Below are 18,004 nucleotides of genomic sequence, written 5' to 3'. Positions count from 1 at the left end.
TTTCAGAACTCCTGCCTCCACGATGATCCCTCCCGCCTGAACCAAGTCGGTCGGCCAGTCGCTCGCTCGATCCGCAGTGCCCGCGTGTCCTGCTGGTATCCGGAGTCGGATTGGGCGCGGGCGCTGGTGAGGTGGAATCCTCCCTCCTCGCTAGCGGCACCGTTTCGATAGAAGACCACTGCCGGCATGCCGTCCTGCCGCCCGGTGAACGAGATCGCTTCGGGGGTTTCGAAGAACGAAGGCGCACCCCCGCGTCCGAAGCGCACGCTCTCACCCAGCGGCTCGTACAGAACCGACTCCCCGTTGTCGATCAACAGGTTGTTGTTGGCATCGGAGTGCACGCGCACGCGGGAGTGCGCAAGGTCGAAAGCTACCACGACGTTGTGCCCTTCCTGAACGGCCGTCCGCTGCGCGGCGAGCAGAACCGATCCGACCGCCTGCATAGCGCCCTCGATCTGGTACCGCCCAAAATCGAGACGCGGGGCCGCGAGGGCGGTAACGATCGACAGCACCACGAGGATCGTCAGCACCTCGATGAGGGAGAAGCCGGCGCGCGGATCGTGCTCGCAAGCTGAGTCCGCGGTGTTGGCGTACAGAGGTGAAAGACCACCGCGGGGGGAGGGGCTGCGGACCATGGTTCCAGATGCTTGGGAATGTCCGACCATTGCTGCGACCATGCCCGAGGCAACGTGCTCACCATGTCGCGCGCGCGGGTGCTTCCCGCTGAACTACTGAGTATCGGCCGATGGGCTCGATCTGTTTAGCGGGGGCGAGTCCCTGTGGACTGCCTGAAGGCGGGCGTTTTGGCGGTGACTACGGGCCCGAGATAGGAAGTTGAGCGGAGCGGAAATGGGTGGAGCGGCAGTGCTAACTCGATGAACTGAGTGACTGTCGATGGGGCGGTGGTTGTGTCCAAAGAAACCGGCCCGCGCCTCGTGACGCGGGCCGGACTGTCAGGCCGTACGGCACCACCGGTGGCGCCGATCGCGACTGCTCAGCTCGTGATCCGTGCGACGTTCTCGGCAGCCGGGCCCTTTTCACCCTGCACCAGGTCGAACTCCACCAGTTCACCCTCGGTGAGCGACTTGAACCCGGTGCCCTGGATGGCGGAGTAGTGGACGAAGCAATCGCGATCTCCGTCCGCTGGGGTGATGAAGCCAAAGCCCTTGGCGTCGTTGAACCACTTCACCGTTCCGGTGGTCCGCATGAGGTACTCCTGTGTGACGATGGGACCGGACTCCACGTACTGGACGTCGCGGCTGGATACTCGTGGGCTATCAGATGCCCCCCACGTTGGGCACGATCGCGAAAAGCTGATGATCTGCTATGGTATTGGCCCGCTGGGGCAACCGATCGAGGATCTGCGGCGTGTGACGACGGCGGCACGTACGAGGATTGCGTGGCGACATTTCCATCCTACCACCCTGCCCGGCCCTACCTTCGAAAAGCCACGCGGCGACTGGGAAAGCCGCGGGTCAGCCGAGGTTTCGCCGTCAACGTAAATGCGACTTCCCGCTCTGTCAAGCCATTGTTGCTGACGAAATGAAGGGGGAGATTGGCCGACAAATCGCAATTAATTGTCGGATAATGGATTGCGTTTGTCCCTGGCGGCCGCGGTCAACTCGAGTCGCCTCCTGTCAACTCGAGCATCCCCGTCGAGTCAGGCAATCCGCGTCAACGCGAACTTCCCTGCATCGCGAACCCGTGAGTGGCCTGTCGCGAGTGGGAACCCTCGCTGGAGCTCAGGCCGCCTCGACCACCATCGCAAAGCCCATTGCACCGGCGGCGCAGACAGTGATCAGGCCCAGGCCAGCGCCGCGGCGCTTCATCTCGTTCAGCAGGGTGATGGTGATCCGGCCGCCGGTGGCGCCGAAAGGATGGCCAATCGCGATGGACCCACCCATCACGTTGATCCGGTCTATCGCCGGATGTCCGACCGGCTCGGAGAGACCGAGCCGCTCCTGCGCGATCTTGCGGGATTCCAGCCACTGGAGGTTGGACAGCACCTGAGCCGCGAACGCCTCGTGCATGTCCATGAGCTCGATGTCCGCCATGCTGATGCCTGCCCGCTTCAGAGCCACCGGCGTGGCGAACACCGGGCCCTGCAGGAGCTGATCGGATGGAGAGAGGGCGGCGTAGGCGTAGCCGCGAATGTAGCCGAGGGGCTCATAGCCCAGAGCGCGCGCCTTTTCCTCGCTCATCAGAAGCACCGCCGAAGCGCCGTCCGTGAGCGGTGAAGCGTTACCCGCGGTGACGGTGCCGTACCGGCGGTCGAACACGGGCTTGAGCTGCGCCAGCTTCTCGAGCGAGGTGTCCGCGCGAATGCCGTTGTCGCTGGTGATGGCTACACCGTCCACGTAGACGGGAGCTATCTCACGGGTCAGCCGCCCGTCCTGGGTGGCCGCCCAGGCGAGCTGGTGAGAGCGGAGCGCCCATCGATCCTGCTCCTCGCGGGTGATGCCGTTCTCCTGGGCCATCTTCTCCGCCGATTCCCCCATGGTAAGACCCGTGGTGGGCTCGGCGATCGCGGGTGTGATGGGCGCGAGGTGGCGAGGGCGGATGCTGGCAAAAGCCTTGATGCGATCCTGAAGGGTGCGGGCTTTCGACGCCGCCACCAGGGCGTCGCGCATCTCGTCCGAGAACAGGATCGGAACGTCGGTGAGCGACTCGGCGCCGCCGGCGATGACCACGTCGGCCATGCCGAGCGCGATCTGCTCAGCCCCGGAAGTGATCGCCTGACTGGAAGAGGCGCAGGCCCTACCCACCGTGAAGGCGGGCACGCTGGCGGGGATGCCCGATCCCAGGGTGACCTCGCGGGCAATGTTCGGCTCCTGGACCGATTGGATCACGGTTCCATAGATCACGTGATCGACCTCGTGCACGTCTAGGTTTGCCCGGTTGATGAGCTCGCGGACCGCGACTTTGCCGAGCTCGACCGCCGAGAGCGCCTTGAAGGCCGTCCCCGCCTTGGAAAAGGGGGTGCGGCACCCGTCCACGATGGCCACCCTCCGCCCGTCGCCATTCATCGAGGTTCCTCCTCCGCTTCGAGGGATCGCTGTGCTTCAGCCAGGGCGTTCCAGGCAAGAAGCGCGCACCGCACGCGCGCGGGGTAGCGGGCGACCCCCACCAGCGCCCTCAAGTCGCCAAGTGAGGGGTCGCGCGCTGCCTGAGCATCACCATGGAGCATCTCGGTGAACCGTTGCGCGATGGCCGATGCCTCGGCAAGGGTGCGGCCTTCGAGTAGCGACGCCATCATCGACGCGGAGGCCTGCGAGATGGAGCAGCCCTCTCCCTGGAAGCGAAGCGTTTCGATCCGCCCGTCCCGGATCCCGAGGAAGAGGCCGATCTCGTCGCCGCAGGTGGGATTCCGCATCCGCACGCTGGCGTCCGGGGTCTCCAGCGTGCCGCGGTGTCGCGGGTCCCGATAGTGCTTGAGGATCAGCGCCTGATAGAGTGACTCGAGGCTCATGAGATCTCGCCGCAGCCGAATAGTTCGCGGGCACGGTTCAGCGCTTCGACCAATCGGTCCACGTCCGCGTGCGTGTTGTAGAGATAGAAGGAAGCCCGTGCCGTGGCTGAGACTCCCAACCTCCGCATCAGTGGCTGGGCGCAGTGGTGTCCGGCGCGAATTGCCACACCCTCCGCGTCCAGGATCGTGGCGAGGTCATGAGGATGCACGTCGGCGAGGGTGAAGGAAATGACGCCGGAGCGCTCCTCGAGCGCAGTCGGTCCGAACACCCGTAGGCCCGGGACCTCACGCAAGCGCTGGAGAGCGTACGCGAGGAGCGTCCGCTCGTGACGGTGAATCCGGTGCATTCCGACCGACTGCAGAAACTCGATGGCGGCGCCCAGCCCGATCGCTCCGGCGATGTGCGGTGTTCCGGCCTCGAATCTATGGGGAAGGGGAGCATAGGTGGATCGCTCCAGCTCCACTTCGTCGATCATGTCGCCACCCCCGAAGAGAGGCGGCATCTGCTCGAGTAACTCGCGGCGACCCCAGAGTCCGCCGATCCCGGTGGGGCCGCACACCTTGTGGCCGGAGAAGGCGAAGAAGTCGCACCCCAGCTCCCAGACGTTGACCGGCAGGTGTGGGGCAGACTGCGCTCCATCGACGACCACGATCGCCCCGACCGATCGTGCACGATCCGCGATGGTTCGGATGGGGTTGATGGTCCCCAGCGCATTCGAGACGTGGGCGACGGAGACCACGCGGGTGCGAGGCGTGAGCAGTTGATCCAGGTTGGACAGATCGAGGCACCCCCGGTCGTCGATATCCAGGAAGCGCAAACGGGCGCCGGTGCGCTCCGCCACGAGCTGCCAGGGTACCAGGTTCGAATGGTGCTCGAGCACGGACAGCAGGATCTCGTCTCCGGGGCGGAGATTGGATCCACCCCATGACCAGGCCACGAGGTTCAGACCCTCCGTGGTTCCCCGCGTCCAGATGAGCTCCGCCGGGTCATCGATGCCGAGAAAATTTGCAACCCGTACCCTGGCCGCCTCATATGCTTCTGTGGCGCGCGTCGAGAGCTCGTGCAGTCCACGGTGCACGTTGGCGTTGTCCCGGCGGTAGAATCGCTCGATCGACTCGATGACCGCGCGAGGCTTCTGGCTGGACGCGGCGCTGTCGAGATAGACGAGCCGGTGGCCGTTGACCTGCTGCTGCAGAACGGGGAAGAGGGCAGCGAGCGTCGTTGCCTGCTCATCCTGGTCGGTGTCGAGGGGCGCGAAGGTATGCATCGTGGCTCCCGTGGGACGAAAACAGAGAAGGGGGCGGACAACGTGCGCACCCCTTCCAAATACCTGGCAGATCCGGCCGGTCGGCTGTGATTGCAATCACACCCTCCCGTTCTCCACATCGACGTAGATCTCGCCGTTCTCGACCCGGCAGGCGTACACGGCCACCGGGCTGATCGCAGGCAGACACAAGGCCTTGCCGCTGCGGACGTCGAACATCGCCCCGTGCCATTCGCAGGTGACCGTGCAATCCTCCGTGTCCAGCTCGCCGTTCGAGAGAGGGAAGTCGCGGTGTGAGCAGTTGTCCGCGAAGGCGTAGATCTCTCCTTCGCAGTTCGCCAGGCACACCCTCCTTCCGCCCGCTTCGACCCCCAGCAGTGAACCCTCCGGCAGCTCGGATAGAGCCGCCACCCTCTCGAAGGCCATCTACGCCCGGCGCCCCCCGAAGAGCTTCCTCTCGATGGCCCGAACGATCTCGGCCCGCACCTCTGGCACCTCGAGCTGCTCCAGCACCTCCCCGAAGAAGCCGAAGATCACCAGCCGCATCGCCTCCGGGCGGGGAATACCCCGGCTGAGAAGGTAGAAGATCTCCTCCTCGTCGAGCTGACCCACCGTCGCCGCATGTGAGCAGCGGACGTCGTCGGCGCCGATCTCCAGGTTCGGCAGCGAATCGGCGCGCGCCCGGTTAGAGAGGACCAGGTTGCGGTTCGTCTGGTATGCGTCGGTTCGCTGTGCCCCGGGGTGCACTCGGATGAGGCCGCGGAAAACCGAGCGCGCCTCGTCGTTCAACGCCCCCTTGAAGAGCAGATTGCTCGACGCGTGGGGGGCGACGTGATCCTGCAGCGTCTCGTGATCGAAGTGCTGCTTCCCCTCGCCGAGATACAGGCCGAGCATGTCGACGTGAGCGCCCGGCGCCTGGAGGCGGCAGCGCACGTCGGCGCGGGTCAGGTCCGACCCGAGCGTGGTGTAGAGGGTGGTGATACGAGCATCCCGACCCGCGACCAGCCGGTCGGTGGTAAGGTGGATGACCCCGGAACCCCAGCGCTGCAGCGACACGTAGGTGACCTTGGCTCCCTCGCCGGCCAGGATCTCCGCGGCCGCGTTCGAGAAGCTCTGCCGTTCGAAATCGGCGGAGCCCACCTCGTCCATCACCACGACCTCCGCGTTTTCCTCCGCCACGATCAGCGTGCGGCCGAAGAGGGCGCTACCTTCGTCACTGATCCAGCGGAAGGAGCGCACCGGCAGCTCGACCTTCACGTTCCGGGGAACGAAGAGAAAGGTGCCGCCGGTCCAGTTGGCCGTGTTGAGGGCGGCGAACTTGCCGTCCTCCGCGTTCACCGCCGTCCCCAGATAGCGCTGTACGAGGTCCGCGTACTCGCTCACTGCCTGCTCGAGGCTGGTGAGGATGACCCCTCGGGTTGCGAGCTCTTCGGAGAGCTCGCGCTGGACGACCGAGGCGTCCACCTGCACGACGGAGGCGCTGCTCTGCCCCGCCGCCTCGATCAGGGTTCGCAGTCCTTCGGGAAGCTCGTCGAGCGAGCGCACCGGCGCGTGCTCATCCGCCAGGTCCAGCGACTCGATCTGCAGCCGACGGCCGATGTCCGTGTACCGCCACTCTTCCTCGCGCGTCGTCGGCATCGGCATCGCCACGAAGGCATCGTACGCCTGCAGCCGCTGCGTCCGCAGCCACTCCGGCTCCAACTTCCGCGTCGACAGGATCTCCGTCTGATCGCGCGTGAAGACGCCGAGGGACTCAGCTAGTGTCGTATCCGCCACGATAGTCTCCGATAATTGCGAATGACGAATTACGAATTACGGTACCGAGCGGCCGGTGATCCGTAATTCGTAATTCGTAATTGTTGTCAGCCGACGCTTCCTTCCATCTCCAGCTCGATCAGGCGGTTCAGCTCGACCGCGTACTCGAGGGGCAGCTCCTTGGCGATGGGCTCGATGAAGCCACGCACCACCATGGTGGCTGCCTCGTCCTCGGACAGGCCACGGCTCATGAGGTAGAAGAGCTGCTCGTCGCCGATCTTGGAGACGGTGGCCTCGTGGCCGATCTGGGCGTGATCGTCCTCGATCTCGATGTACGGATAGGTGTCGGTCCGCGCCTGCTCGTCGAGGAGCAGCGCGTCGCACTCCACGTTGCTCTTCACGTGGTGGGCGCCAGGCGCCACCTTCAGCAGTCCGCGATACGAGCTGCGACCGGAGCCCTTGGAGATCGACTTGGAAACGATGCGCGAGGAAGTGTGAGGCGCCATGTGGACCACCTTTCCACCCGCATCCTGGTGCTGCCCGTTGCCCGCGTAGGCGATGCTCAACACCTCGCCACGAGCTCCCTCGCCCATGAGGTAGCACGAGGGATACTTCATGGTGAGCTTGGAGCCCAAGTTGCCGTCGACCCACTCCATGGTTCCGTCTCGCCCGACCGTGGCGCGCTGGGTCACCAGGTTGTAGACGTTGTGGGACCAGTTCTGGATGGTCGTATAGCGGCAGCGCGCCCCGTCCTTGACGATGATCTCGATCACGCCGGAGTGGAACGAGTCCTGGGCATAGGTCGGCGCGGTGCACCCTTCGATGTACTGGACCTGGGCGCCCTCCTCGACGATGATCAGCGTACGCTCGAACTGCCCCATCGACTCCGCGTTGATGCGGAAGTAGGCCTGGAGGGGCATGTCGAGCTTCACCCCCTTGGGCACGTAGACGAACGACCCGCCCGACCACACGGCCGTGTTGACCGCGGCGAACAGGTTGTCCCGGTAGGGCACCACCGTGCCGAAGTACTCCCGCACGATGTCCTCGTGCTCGCGCAGGCCGTCGTCCATGCTCTTGAAGATGACGCCCTGCTTCTCCCACTCCTCCTTGAGCGAGTGGTAGACCACCTCGGACTCGTACTGAGCGCCGACGCCGGCGAGGATGCGCCGCTCCTGATCCGGAATGCCGAGGCGATCGAAGGTTCGCTTGATCGGCTCGGGTACCTCGTCCCAGCTCCGGCCCACCCGATCGGAGGGGCGGATGTAGAAGTAGATCTCGTCGAAGTTCAGCCCGGACAGATCGCCGCCCCAGGTGGGCCAGGGCCGCTGCTGGGCGTGCTTGAGAGCCTTGAGCCGGTTCTTCAGCATCCACTCGGGCTCGTTCTTCTGAGCCGAGATCTGCCGCACGATCTCCTCGTCGAGACCCTTGCGCGTCTTGAAGACGTACTCGACCTCGTCGCGGAAGCCGTACTTGTATTCGTCTAGCCCCAACTGGGCGACTGCTTCATTCGCAGGCATGGTGCTCCTTCCGTTGGTGGGGGCTATCGGCTAGCGGCTACCGGCTGACGGTCGAAACCGTATCCGCCACCGCCAGGGACGACACCCGGTACGCTGATGCTTCACGCGGTGGTGAGCTCACGGGCCCACTCGTACCCCTTCTCCTCGAGCTCCAGCGCCAGCTCCGGCCCGCCGGAGCGGATGATCCGCCCGTCTACCATGACGTGCACGAAGTCCGGCTTCACGTAGTTCAGCATGCGCTGATAGTGCGTGATCAGCAGCACGGACATGTCCTTCTCATGCTGCGCCTTGATCTTGTTGATTCCGGCGGAGACGACCTTGAGCGCGTCGATGTCGAGCCCCGAGTCGGTCTCGTCCATCACCGCCAGGGTGGGCTCGAGCAGCGCGAGCTGGAGGATCTCGTTGCGCTTCTTCTCGCCACCGGAGAAGCCTTCATTCACCGAACGCTCGGCGAACTCGGGGTCCATATCCAGCATCTCCATCTTCTCCAGCAGCAGATCCTGGAACTCGAAGATGTCGATCTCCTCACCGCGCTTCGCGTTGAGCGCGGTGCGCATGAAGTTGGCGATGGAGACGCCAGGGATCTCGACCGGGTACTGGAAGGCGAGGAAGATGCCCGCCTGCGCGCGCTCGTCCGGCTCCATGTCCAGGATGCTCTCCCCGCGGAAGAGGATGTCCCCGTCCGTCACCTCGTAGGCGGGATGCCCGGAGATCACCTTGGAGAGGGTGCTCTTGCCGGAGCCGTTCGGCCCCATGATCGCATGAATCTCCCCCTCCCCGATCTCGAGGTCCACGCCACGCAGGATCTCCGTACCTTCTTCTGCGATCTCCGCGTGGAGATTCACGACCTGAAGCAGGGGTTCAGCCATCGTTGTTCGTCTCCTCGTGCCGGCGCAGCCGACCATCCGAAAGGGTTCAGCGGACGAGCCGCGATGTTCGGTCCAGACTATCAAGAATGATTCTACGTATCAACCCGGAACCTATGCCCTACCAGTGGGAGAGTCAAGGCGTCGCCGCCGGTATCTGCGGGGACTGCCGCGGGGCCTCGCTCCGGGCCGAATCACCCTGATTGCCGGGTGAAAAACACATCCGATGCAGATCCCGGATTGCGACCAATAAACCTGCACTCCCTGGGGTGCGCCGTGATCTTGGTCGCTTTCGCCGCTTCCGCGCAAATTTGAGAATCCCGCGTCCCACGCCTGGATCTTGCTGGGGCGGTCTCCGGTATGAACGGGGCGAAGGCACGACGTTCACCCGACAAGCACGATTCGAATGACCTCACCCGAGTCGGTACTGGCCATCCCACCGACTCCCCCGCGGACGATTCTCGTGCTGGGAGGCGGTGGGATGAAGGGCATTGCTCACATCGGGGCCTGGAAGGCGCTCGAGGAGGCGGGGATCGTGCCGGATGCCATCGTGGGAACGAGCATCGGCGCGCTCATCGGCGCGTGCCTGGCGGGCGGGATGGGGTGGCGAGAGCTTTCTGAAGTGGCGCGGCGGCTGAAGCGCCAGGACATCGTTTCGGTGAACCGGCGCGCGATGTGGCTGGGGGGCGTGCGCGAGCCGGCAGTCTTCGAGGGAGAACACTTTCTCAACTACATCCGCCGTTCCCTTCCGGTCCAGGACTTCGCTGAGCTGCGCATTCCCTTCCGCCTGAATGCGGTCTCGCTGGTGTCCGGAGAGGAGGTATGGTTCGGCACCGACAAGCGCGCCGACGTCCCGCTGGCAGAGGCCGTGTATGCGTCGTGCGCGCTGCCGATGTATTTTGCGCCGGCCCGAATCGGGGACGACGTGCTCGTCGACGGCGGTATTCTCGACGTCTTTCCGGTGCGACAGGCGCTCGAATGGGGGGCGGAGCGGGTCATCGGGGTGGATGTCGGCTCCGACTTCCTTCCCCCCAGCGTGGGCTACTTCGAGCAGGGGATGCTGGCCATCCACGACCGGGTGCTCAACCTGAACCTGCAGGAGCAACGTGCGCGCTGCCTGGAAGAGCTGAAGGATGCGCCGCTCCTGTACATCCGACCGAAGATCGGCCACCTGCACAGCTTTGATTTCGAGCGCACGCAGTTCTTCCTCGAAGAAGGCTACCTCGCGGCGCGAGAGGCGCTGCGTGATGCGGCAGCAGCCTGAGAAAGCTCCGTAACCTCCAACCCTCTCCTGGATGCCATCTCGTCCGTTCCTCCTTCGTGCGGGCACGCTTCTGCGCGTTGTCATCCCGCTCGTCGTCCTGCCAAGCACCGTCATCACTCAGGCGTGCGCACAGGGCGCACAGGAAGGTGCTCCCCCGCTCTTCACCGGCCCCTCGGTCGATCTGAGCCATGGGCCGTTGCGGGTCTCGGACGACGGTCGGAGGCTGGTGCACGCCGACGGTACGCCCTTCTTCTGGTTGGGCGATACCGCATGGCATCTGTTCCACCGGCTCGACCGGGAAGAAGCGGAGGTATATCTGGAGGATCGCCGCAGCAAAGGCTTCAACGTGATCCAGGCGGTTGTGCTCGCCGAGCACGGCGGACTGACCGTTCCGAACCCCTACGGAGATCTCCCCCTCCACGACAATGACCCGACTCGCCCCGTCGAAGCCTACTTCGAGCACGTGGACTTCATCGTCCAGCGTGCCGCGGAGAAGGGGATGTTCATCGGGATGCTGCCGACCTGGGGAGACAAGTTCAACCAGCGCTGGGGCGAGGGCCCGGAGATCTTCACGCCGGAGAACGCCCGCGTCTACGGAGAGTTCCTGGCGCGCCGCTACAGCGGGAAGCCGATCATCTGGATTCTCGGCGGGGATCGAAACCCGGAGACTGAGGAGCATCTCGCCATCATCCGCGCGATGGCGGCCGGCATCGAGGCCGGGTGGGATGGCGATCCGGTGATCACCTACCATCCGATGGGTTCCAGCGCCTCGTCGACCTGGTTCCACGAGGACGAGTGGCTCGACCTGAACCTGTTCCAGTCGGGCCACTCCGCGCGCGACATCGCGAACTATTCAATGACGCTGCACGACCTTGCGCTGCAGCCCGCCAAGCCGGTGGTGGACGGTGAACCGCGCTACGAAGACCACCCGGTCGATTGGAATCCGGAGAAGGGTTGGTTCGACGACTTCGACGTGCGACAGGCGGCCTACTGGTCCGTGCTGTCCGGGGCGGCGGGGCACACCTACGGCAATCACGACATCTGGCAAATGTGGGAGCCCGGGCGGGAGCCGATCTCGTCCGCCCGCACGCCCTGGCGGGAGGCGCTGGAGCACCCCGGTTCGCGTCAGATGGGCATCCTGCGCCGATTGATGGAATCGGGACCGTTTCTACAGTTAATCCCCGATACCACGTCGCTGCGCTCGGGCCGCGGTGAGGGCGCCGGCCACCAGGTGGCGGCGCGTGCCCGGGACGGGAGCATCCTCTACGCGTACACCCCGCTGGGTGAGCAGATCGCGGTGGCGACGGACTGGGCCCCTACTGCGAGGCTGCGGGCCAGCTGGTTCGATCCTCGAACCGGTGCGCGGACCGCCATCGGCACCGTGCCCCGCGGCGGAGAGCACAGGTTCGATCCCCCGGGGGAGGTAGGTCGAGGCAACGACTGGGTGCTCCTCCTCGAGGCGGAGGCGGGGGCGCCTCGAGGAGCGTGACTCGCTAGAGGCGCGGGCGGAAGCGAACCAGGAGCGCGGCGGCCGTGAGCCACACCAGCCCGTAGGCAGCGGCGTATACCACGGCCGGCCAGGCGATGCTGGCCAGGATCAATCCGCGATATACCTCCTGCAGGGCATGCTGGGGCGGGAGGGCGAAGAGCAGGATAGAGTAGACCCTTGCCGGAAGGCTCGCTTCGAGCCAGGTGAGAATCGCCGGCACCGGGGTGGGCAGGAAGAGCAGGAACACCAGCCATCCCTCGCCACCTCTCAGCAGGGCGGAGAAGAAGGCCATCAGCCCTCCGTACACCAGCGCCGCCAGCAGGGCGAGCAGCATCCCCGGTGCGCCGCCGCGAACCTCTCCCCAGGCAACGAGCTGCCCAGCGATCAGGAAGACCAGCGCCGCGCAGAGCGTGACGGCCAGCGCCAGGAGCCAGCGGGTGGCGTAGAAGGCGAGTGGTGAAGTGGGGTGCGAGAACAGCAGAGCCGTATATCCCTCCCGCACGTCCCGGGAGATGAACCCGCTCAGCAGCAGGATCATCGACAGCGCCGACAGGTAGGCGAGCGTGGCGGAGATGCCGATGGGCCCCACGTCTCCCAGGAACTCCGGGTCCACCGGACCGTGCTGGTGGAAGGCCGGTTCCAGGAAATAGAGACCCACCGTAAGCAACGCGACCGTCGCGATCCGCCAGCGAAGATCCCAGAGCATTATCGGGATCACGCCGCCCGACCCTCCTCCCCCACCAACCGCAAAAAGGCGTCTTCGAGCGAGGATCCCTCCCGCGGGGCGAGCTCCGCGATCAGTTTGCCCTGGTGGAGGACGACAATCCGGTCGACCACCTGCTCTACGAAGGGGAGGTGGTGCGAAGCCACCACGATCACTCGCTCGGGATCGGCGGCACGCCAGCGCCCGATCAGGGCGCGCAGCTCGGCGATGCCCAGCGGGTCGAGCCCATCAGTCGGCTCGTCGAGGATCAGCAGCTTGCGGTCGCAGAGCATCGCCTGCCCGATCGCCAGCCTCTGCAGGTTCCCCTTCGAGAGCTCCCGCGTGCGCCGATTTCGGACGGTGTCCAGACCCTGTTCCCGCAGGGTGACAGCCAGGCGGACCGGTAGGTCGTCGCCCACGTTCCCGAGCAGGGCGTAGGCGCGGAGTGCCTGCTCCACCGTCCATTGCCGCGGGATCGACACGCGCTCCGGGACGTACCCGATGCCGTGATTCTCCACGTAGTGACGCGGGGGGAGGCCATTGATGCTGATCCGACCGGAGGTGGGGCTCAGATACCCGAGCAGCAGCCGGATCAGCGTCGTCTTGCCGGCTCCGTTCAGACCGATCAATCCCACGGCGGACCCGGCTTCGATCTCCAGGTCGAGCCCGTCGAGAGCGCGAACGGAAGACCGGAGCTGCCACGGCCGCCGATAAACATGGGTGACCCCCGCAATCCGGATCATGCGGAGAAGCTACCCGGCGATCTTGTCCTCGTGAAGGGGAGTGTGCGGATGCAAAGGGGGTCTGCCGCTCAGCGGCTGCCTCAGCGGCTGGCGGCAAGCCGGCGTGGCCAGCGCAGGAAGGAGCGCATCCGCTGGAGCAGCCCGCGCATCGCCGTGGGGTGCCGGGTTGCCGGCTCTGGATCAGGCTCCGGCTCCGCCCGCTCGCGCACGGGAATCGGGATCGATTCCTCCGTGATGCGTGCATTCCCCCACGGGAGCGCTTCGAGGTACAGGCGGCTGACCTCCTCGACCGGGATCTGCAGGGCGCTGGCAAGCGCCTCCATCTCGTCCCACCGCCCCGCTTCGTAGGCCTCCACCAGTGCCAGTACCTCGCCGTCGGGTCCCTCGCGTGAGAGCAGCGCCGCCTTCAGCTCCTCGGCGAAGGGAATCTGCTCCACGATATGCTCGATGGAGGTCTCGAGCAGCAGGTCCAGGCGCGAGAAGAGACCGAGGGTGAAGAGGGTGTCGGCGGCCCAGGGGCGACCAACCGGCTCCGCCAGCAGCTCGCAGTGACGCGCGCGCACCACCGCGGCGGCAGCGATCTCTGCGCTGACCCCGGAGGTGCTGAAGGGAACCAGCAACAGCAGCGACAGCCAGCGGGCGAGCGCCTCGCGTCCCATCAACCGGATCGCGTACGAGATCGAAGTGATCTCGACGCCGCCGACCGCCGCCGAGTTTACCATGCGCAGGAAGCGGTAGGTGAGGCCCGGATCGCGGTGGAAGGCTTCGATGATCTGCGCGTCCTCGACGTCGGGGTTGCGGAGATCCTTCAGCAGCCGGAAGGCGCGGAGGTGCTCCACCGCCAGGTCACGCTGGGAGATTTCCTCGGGCTGGTTGAAGGCGTAGCCCTGGAACATGCGAAATCCCAGCCGAGCGCAGTCGTCGCGCATGCGGGCGTTCGACACCCCCTCGGCAACGAGTTGCAGCCGCCGAGCCCGTAGCTCCCCCGCCAGCAGCCGCAGTCCGTCACCGGTGGTTTCGCGTACGTCGACGCGGGCCACCTCCACGACGTCCAGCAACTCCTCCTGGGGCTCGCCCGAAAAATCGAGGTCGAGTGCCAGGTGATACCCGAGGTCGGCGTACTGCTGGCAACGGGCGATCACTCCCGGATCGCTCTCGGCGCCGTCGATCACCAGCACCACGCCCCGCCGGTCGAGCAGCTCCACCGCGCCGGTGAGCAGCATCTCACGCGTGACGTTGAGGAAAGCAATGTTTCCCTTGGTCAGCCGGTCCACACCAGATTCGAGGAGGGCGTCGAGCGCAGCGTGGTTCGAGGCCTCTGCATCGCGGTCGCGATGAAAGATCTGGTAGCCGATGATCTTCTCCTGGTGGTCGAAGATCGGCTCGCGGGCAAGCATGGTGTTCATGGCTCTAAGGTTCGGGCGGGACTGACCGATCCTTAACCATGGATGCATGTCCCGCCGGCGCCAGCCGCCGGGCCAGGGGTGAGACCTTCACGCACCGTCACCTCTATCGCTCGCTCCGGATGAGTTACAAACCTGCTGGCCGCCGGTCGAAGATCCGCGGCTCCGAGCTCCAGGAGCAGCTCGACGCGCTCGAGAAGAGAGCCGCCGGACAGGAGCGTCATATCCAGGCGAGGCTGTACAACACCGCCGCGGACCTCTGCCTTCGCGCGGGCGACCACAGTCGCGCCAAGGCCTACTCCGGCCGTGCGATCGACGCCTACCTGGAGGCCGGGTACTTCGGCGCCGCCGCGGCGATGTGCCGGAAGCTGATCCGCCTCGAGCCGGACGTGATCCGGGCCCGCGCCACCCTGGCCGTGCTCTATCTGGGGAAGAAGCTGGTGGAGGATTCCGCCTTCGAGGTCGAGCTGGTGGACGACTATATCCGGGCGGCGCGTCGGGAGGGGGACGAAAAGCTGCTGACCTATCGCCTCCGCGTGATGGCGCACGCAACCGCGAATCAGGAGCTGAGGGTGCTGATCGCGCAGCGCCTACTCGAGCTGGGTGACGAGGAGGCCGGCCGCCGGATCCTCCACACCATCTACCGCGAGATCAACGGGCTGGTCGAGCCGCCGCATCTCGACCCGGCGGAGCAGTGGGAACGGCTTCTCAGGGCTGCGTTGATGAGCCCACAGGAGCTGACCGAGAGTGGTCTCGAGGCGCTCGAGGAGATCGCCTGAGGACGCAGCGGCGAATCAAGAGAAGCGGGTATTCGCGGGCACGAGCAGCGATCTGCTCGTGCCCGCTTCTGTTTCGAGCCCGATCGTCAGCGGCACGCGGCAACCGCTGGCCGGGAGGCGCGACGACGGCCCGCCAGGAGCGTTGGGGGTGGTGCGCTCGGCTTACCTCACCCCAGATTGCCGGGGTCAGCGATCACTCGCATCCACGGAGGCGGCTACGATGAAGGTGTACCGGACTTCGGCAGGAACGGTGGCCGAGGTAGATGGCGAGCACTTCGCGCTGGAGCGGGTCGCATGGTCGGGTCTCTTCACCACGGCCGACCCTGTAGCGGTCGTCAGGCGGGCGGTGGCGGCGCTGCCGGAGGGATCGGAGCGGGCCCAGCCCACCCGGGAGGAGCTGCTGGCGCCAATCGATCGGCAGGAGGTCTGGGCGGCGGGCGTAACCTATCTGCGCAGCCGCACTGCGCGCATGGAAGAATCTCGCGACGCCGGTGGCGGCACCTTTTACGACCGGGTGTACAACGCTGAACGCCCGGAGCTGTTCTTCAAGGCCACGGCTGGGCGAGTGGTGAGCCCCGGCCGCGAGGTGCGCATCCGAGCCGATTCCAGGTGGAACGTTCCCGAGCCCGAGCTGGCGCTGGTGATCAATGCTCAGGGGAGGATCGTGGGGTACACGATCGGGAACGACATGAGCTCGCGCGACATCGAGGGAGAGAACCCGCTCTATCTCCCGCAGGCCAAGTGCTACGACGGGTCCTGCGCCCTGGGACCCGGCGTGCTGCTCGCGGAGAAGCCGCTCCCCGGCAGCACCGAGATCTCCATGGACGTGCTGCGAGGAGGCCGCACGATTTTCTCCGGTTCCACCACGCTGTCGCAGATGAAGCGGTCGCCGGACGAGCTGGTGGAGTACCTCTACCGCGAGCTGAGCTTTCCGTACGGCTGCATCCTGATGACCGGGACCGGGATCATCCCGCCCGACGACTTCACTCTGTTGGGCGGTGACGAGATCCGCATCACCGTGCCTCCGATCGGAACGTTGGTCAATCGCGTGGCCTGATGGGATCGCGGGTGAGCTCCCCGTTCACCATCCTCCAGATCCCGCGCTCGTTGGCGTCGCGAAGCTCGACCGGGAGTACGGCTTCCGGGAAATCCTGGTAGGTGACAGGGCGGGCGAAGCGCTCGATCGCCGCGGTGCCGACGGAGGTGGTGGACGGCGCGGTCGTGGCAGGGTAGGGTCCGCCGTGCTGCATGGCGTGAGAGACCTCGACTCCCGTGGGGTAGCCGTTGAAGATCAGGCGCCCCGCCCGCTGCACCAGGAGCTCCACGAGCTCGCGCTGGCTGTGCAGGTCCTCCTCGGTACCGTGGATCGTGGCTGTCAGTTGCCCTTCCAGGGAACGCGCGACCTCGAGCGTCTCTGCAGGATCTTCCGTGACGACCACCAGGCTGCTGGGGCCGAACACCTCCTGACGAAGCTCCGGCTGTTCCATGAAAGCGGTCGCGCGCGTCTTGAAGACGGCGGCTCTGCCGAGACGCTCCCCCACGTCGGTATCCGCTGCCTCCGCCACCACCTCCACCGCCGGGTTTGCGCGGAGCGCCTCCACCCCCTGCCGATATCCACTGCAGATGCCGGCGTAGAGCATCGGGCCGGCCGGCACGGCAGAAATCCTCTCGGCGAGCCGTTTCAAGAAGGTGTCGAGCTCGGGACCGCGCGCCGCTACCACCACTCCGGGGTTGGTGCAGAACTGGCCCACCCCCAGCGTGATCGAGCCGGCGAGCCCCTGGGCGATCTCGTCGGCGCGCTCGCGCAGCGCGGAAGGGAGGAGAAAGACGGGGTTGACGCTCCCCATCTCGGCGTAAACGGGTATCGGCTCCGGCCGCGCGGCCGCGGCGTCGTACAGCGCGCGGCCGCCCCGCAGTGATCCGGTGAACCCGATGGCGCGGATGAGGGGGTGCCGCACCAGGGACAGCCCCACTTCGTGGCTCTGGCCCTGGAGCAGCGTGAAGACTCCCTTCGGCATCCCCGTCTGTTCGGCGGCCCGGAGGAGCGCCCGCGCGGTGAGCTCGGAGGTGCCGGGGTGCGCGGGGTGCGCCTTCAGGACCACCGGACAGCCCGCGGCGAGTGCGGAGGCGGTGTCCCCCCCGGCCACGGAAAAGGCCAGGGGGAAGTTGCTCGCCGCGAAAACCCCGACCGGACCGAGCGGGACGAGCATCCGGCGAAGGTCGGGACGGGGGACCGGCGTGCGCTCGGGGAGGGCCGTGTCGATCCGGGCCCCGACCCAGGAGCTCTCCTCGACCACGTCGGCGAAGAGGCGGAGCTGACCCACCGTTCGCCCACGCTCGCCGGTCAGGCGGGCTTCGGGAAGGCCGGTTTCCGCGCTTGCCCGCGAGATAAGCAGGTCTCCCAGGGCGGAGATCTCGTCGGCAACGGCCCGCAGGAAGACCGCTCGTCGCTCGGGGGATGTGCGTCGATACTCATCGAACGCCGCTGCGGCCGCATGGACCGCACGATTCACTGTGGCCTCCGTTGCTTCGTGGAAGGCCGGGTCCAGCGACTCGCCGGTGGTCGGCGAGACGGCGCGGAAAGTGGAGCTCCCCTCATCGGGGGCGGGTTCGGGGACGAGGCTGGTGCCGAGGAGGTTCATCGTTCGCGCAAGCCTGGGTCATTGAGCAGTGCACCCGCAAGGTAGACCTGCCGGGCGGGGCGAGCAATGCAAGCCTGGGCCGTCGCGATCCGGAAAGAGTGTTCCACCT

General features: G+C 66.1%; 17 protein-coding genes. 4 read left to right on the top strand and 13 right to left on the bottom strand.

Annotated elements, in window-relative coordinates; genetic code table 11:
* Positions 1 to 2: 2 nt before the first annotated feature.
* The 9 genes from VF167_02190 to sufC form a co-directional block, all read right to left on the bottom strand.
* Entirely contained in the window at positions 3 to 635 is a 633-nt protein-coding gene (locus tag VF167_02190) for a prepilin-type N-terminal cleavage/methylation domain-containing protein (protein ID HEX6924211.1), read from the bottom strand.
* 359 nt (positions 636 to 994) lie between these two features.
* Positions 995 to 1,207, bottom strand: a complete 213-nt coding sequence (locus VF167_02185; GenBank protein HEX6924210.1) for a cold-shock protein — start codon at positions 1,205 to 1,207, stop codon at positions 995 to 997.
* 535 nt (positions 1,208 to 1,742) lie between these two features.
* Positions 1,743 to 3,026: an acetyl-CoA C-acyltransferase FadI gene (gene fadI / locus VF167_02180; GenBank protein HEX6924209.1), complete on the bottom strand. Its 1,284-nt coding sequence runs from the start codon at positions 3,024 to 3,026 to the stop codon at positions 1,743 to 1,745.
* A complete protein-coding gene (locus tag VF167_02175) occupies positions 3,023 to 3,469 on the bottom strand; it encodes an SUF system NifU family Fe-S cluster assembly protein (protein HEX6924208.1) in 447 nt (148 codons plus the stop codon). The genes fadI and VF167_02175 overlap by 4 nt, the downstream gene beginning before the upstream one ends.
* Positions 3,466 to 4,737 (bottom strand): cysteine desulfurase, encoded by a 1,272-nt coding sequence (locus VF167_02170; protein HEX6924207.1) that lies wholly within the window; start codon positions 4,735 to 4,737, stop codon positions 3,466 to 3,468. The genes VF167_02175 and VF167_02170 overlap by 4 nt, the downstream gene beginning before the upstream one ends.
* Positions 4,738 to 4,833: 96 nt before the next feature.
* Entirely contained in the window at positions 4,834 to 5,160 is a 327-nt protein-coding gene (locus VF167_02165) for a non-heme iron oxygenase ferredoxin subunit (GenBank protein ID HEX6924206.1), read from the bottom strand.
* Positions 5,161 to 6,510, bottom strand: a complete 1,350-nt coding sequence (gene sufD / locus VF167_02160) for a Fe-S cluster assembly protein SufD (GenBank protein ID HEX6924205.1) — start codon at positions 6,508 to 6,510, stop codon at positions 5,161 to 5,163.
* 86 nt (positions 6,511 to 6,596) lie between these two features.
* The gene (gene sufB, locus VF167_02155) at positions 6,597 to 8,006 is read right to left on the bottom strand and encodes a Fe-S cluster assembly protein SufB (GenBank protein HEX6924204.1); all 1,410 of its coding nucleotides are present in this window, start codon (positions 8,004 to 8,006) and stop codon (positions 6,597 to 6,599) included.
* 101 nt (positions 8,007 to 8,107) lie between these two features.
* Positions 8,108 to 8,875, bottom strand: a complete 768-nt coding sequence (gene sufC / locus VF167_02150; protein HEX6924203.1) for a Fe-S cluster assembly ATPase SufC — start codon at positions 8,873 to 8,875, stop codon at positions 8,108 to 8,110.
* A 403-nt stretch (positions 8,876 to 9,278) separates the two neighbouring features.
* On the opposite strand from sufC, the gene VF167_02145 reads away from it, so the two are divergent.
* Together VF167_02145 and VF167_02140 are read left to right on the top strand one after the other, a co-directional pair.
* The gene (locus VF167_02145) at positions 9,279 to 10,136 is read left to right on the top strand and encodes a patatin-like phospholipase family protein (GenBank protein HEX6924202.1); all 858 of its coding nucleotides are present in this window, start codon (positions 9,279 to 9,281) and stop codon (positions 10,134 to 10,136) included.
* Between the two features lie 31 nt (positions 10,137 to 10,167).
* Entirely contained in the window at positions 10,168 to 11,625 is a 1,458-nt protein-coding gene (locus VF167_02140) for a glycoside hydrolase family 140 protein (GenBank protein HEX6924201.1), read from the top strand.
* Between the two features lie 4 nt (positions 11,626 to 11,629).
* Here the strand turns inward: VF167_02140 and VF167_02135 are convergent, their stop codons facing one another.
* From VF167_02135 to VF167_02125, 3 genes are all read right to left on the bottom strand, one after another.
* Positions 11,630 to 12,343, bottom strand: a complete 714-nt coding sequence (locus VF167_02135; GenBank protein HEX6924200.1) for a hypothetical protein — start codon at positions 12,341 to 12,343, stop codon at positions 11,630 to 11,632.
* Positions 12,340 to 13,071: an ABC transporter ATP-binding protein gene (locus tag VF167_02130; protein HEX6924199.1), complete on the bottom strand. Its 732-nt coding sequence runs from the start codon at positions 13,069 to 13,071 to the stop codon at positions 12,340 to 12,342. The genes VF167_02135 and VF167_02130 overlap by 4 nt, the downstream gene beginning before the upstream one ends.
* Before the next feature lie 80 nt (positions 13,072 to 13,151).
* A complete protein-coding gene (locus VF167_02125) occupies positions 13,152 to 14,477 on the bottom strand; it encodes an HDOD domain-containing protein (GenBank protein HEX6924198.1) in 1,326 nt (441 codons plus the stop codon).
* Positions 14,478 to 14,596: 119 nt separating this feature from the next.
* Between VF167_02125 and VF167_02120 the strand changes: the two genes are divergently transcribed.
* Positions 14,597 to 15,253 (top strand): hypothetical protein, encoded by a 657-nt coding sequence (locus tag VF167_02120; GenBank protein ID HEX6924197.1) that lies wholly within the window; start codon positions 14,597 to 14,599, stop codon positions 15,251 to 15,253.
* Between the two features lie 220 nt (positions 15,254 to 15,473).
* Entirely contained in the window at positions 15,474 to 16,310 is an 837-nt protein-coding gene (locus VF167_02115) for a fumarylacetoacetate hydrolase family protein (protein HEX6924196.1), read from the top strand.
* On the opposite strand, the gene VF167_02110 is transcribed toward VF167_02115, so the two are convergent.
* The gene (locus VF167_02110) at positions 16,294 to 17,895 is read right to left on the bottom strand and encodes an aldehyde dehydrogenase (NADP(+)) (GenBank protein ID HEX6924195.1); all 1,602 of its coding nucleotides are present in this window, start codon (positions 17,893 to 17,895) and stop codon (positions 16,294 to 16,296) included. The two genes, VF167_02115 and VF167_02110, sit on opposite strands and share 17 nt — an antisense overlap.
* Positions 17,896 to 18,004 lie beyond the last annotated feature (109 nt).

The sequence above is a fragment of the Longimicrobiaceae bacterium genome (assembly GCA_036375715.1).
Lineage (GTDB): Bacteria > Gemmatimonadota > Gemmatimonadetes > Longimicrobiales > Longimicrobiaceae > DASVBS01.
Note: the sequence above shows the minus strand (reverse complement) of the source record. Positions and strands in the feature narration are given on the sequence as shown.

Bases quoted from the DNA above. Each gene is read 5' to 3' on its own strand.
- VF167_02190 (HEX6924211.1), bottom strand. From the start codon at position 635: ATGGTCCGCAGCCCCTCCCCCCGCGGTGGTCTTTCACCTCTGTACGCC.
- VF167_02185 (HEX6924210.1), bottom strand. From the start codon at position 1,207: ATGCGGACCACCGGAACGGTGAAGTGGTTCAACGACGCCAAGGGCTTT.
- fadI (HEX6924209.1), bottom strand. From the start codon at position 3,026: ATGAATGGCGACGGGCGGAGGGTGGCCATCGTGGACGGGTGCCGCACC.
- VF167_02175 (HEX6924208.1), bottom strand. From the start codon at position 3,469: ATGAGCCTCGAGTCACTCTATCAGGCGCTGATCCTCAAGCACTATCGG.
- VF167_02170 (HEX6924207.1), bottom strand. From the start codon at position 4,737: ATGCATACCTTCGCGCCCCTCGACACCGACCAGGATGAGCAGGCAACG.
- VF167_02165 (HEX6924206.1), bottom strand. From the start codon at position 5,160: ATGGCCTTCGAGAGGGTGGCGGCTCTATCCGAGCTGCCGGAGGGTTCA.
- sufB (HEX6924204.1), bottom strand. From the start codon at position 8,006: ATGCCTGCGAATGAAGCAGTCGCCCAGTTGGGGCTAGACGAATACAAG.
- sufC (HEX6924203.1), bottom strand. From the start codon at position 8,875: ATGGCTGAACCCCTGCTTCAGGTCGTGAATCTCCACGCGGAGATCGCA.
- VF167_02145 (HEX6924202.1), top strand. From the start codon at position 9,279: ATGACCTCACCCGAGTCGGTACTGGCCATCCCACCGACTCCCCCGCGG.
- VF167_02140 (HEX6924201.1), top strand. From the start codon at position 10,168: ATGCCATCTCGTCCGTTCCTCCTTCGTGCGGGCACGCTTCTGCGCGTT.
- VF167_02130 (HEX6924199.1), bottom strand. From the start codon at position 13,071: ATGATCCGGATTGCGGGGGTCACCCATGTTTATCGGCGGCCGTGGCAG.
- VF167_02125 (HEX6924198.1), bottom strand. From the start codon at position 14,477: ATGAACACCATGCTTGCCCGCGAGCCGATCTTCGACCACCAGGAGAAG.
- VF167_02120 (HEX6924197.1), top strand. From the start codon at position 14,597: ATGAGTTACAAACCTGCTGGCCGCCGGTCGAAGATCCGCGGCTCCGAG.
- VF167_02115 (HEX6924196.1), top strand. From the start codon at position 15,474: ATGAAGGTGTACCGGACTTCGGCAGGAACGGTGGCCGAGGTAGATGGC.
- VF167_02110 (HEX6924195.1), bottom strand. From the start codon at position 17,895: ATGAACCTCCTCGGCACCAGCCTCGTCCCCGAACCCGCCCCCGATGAG.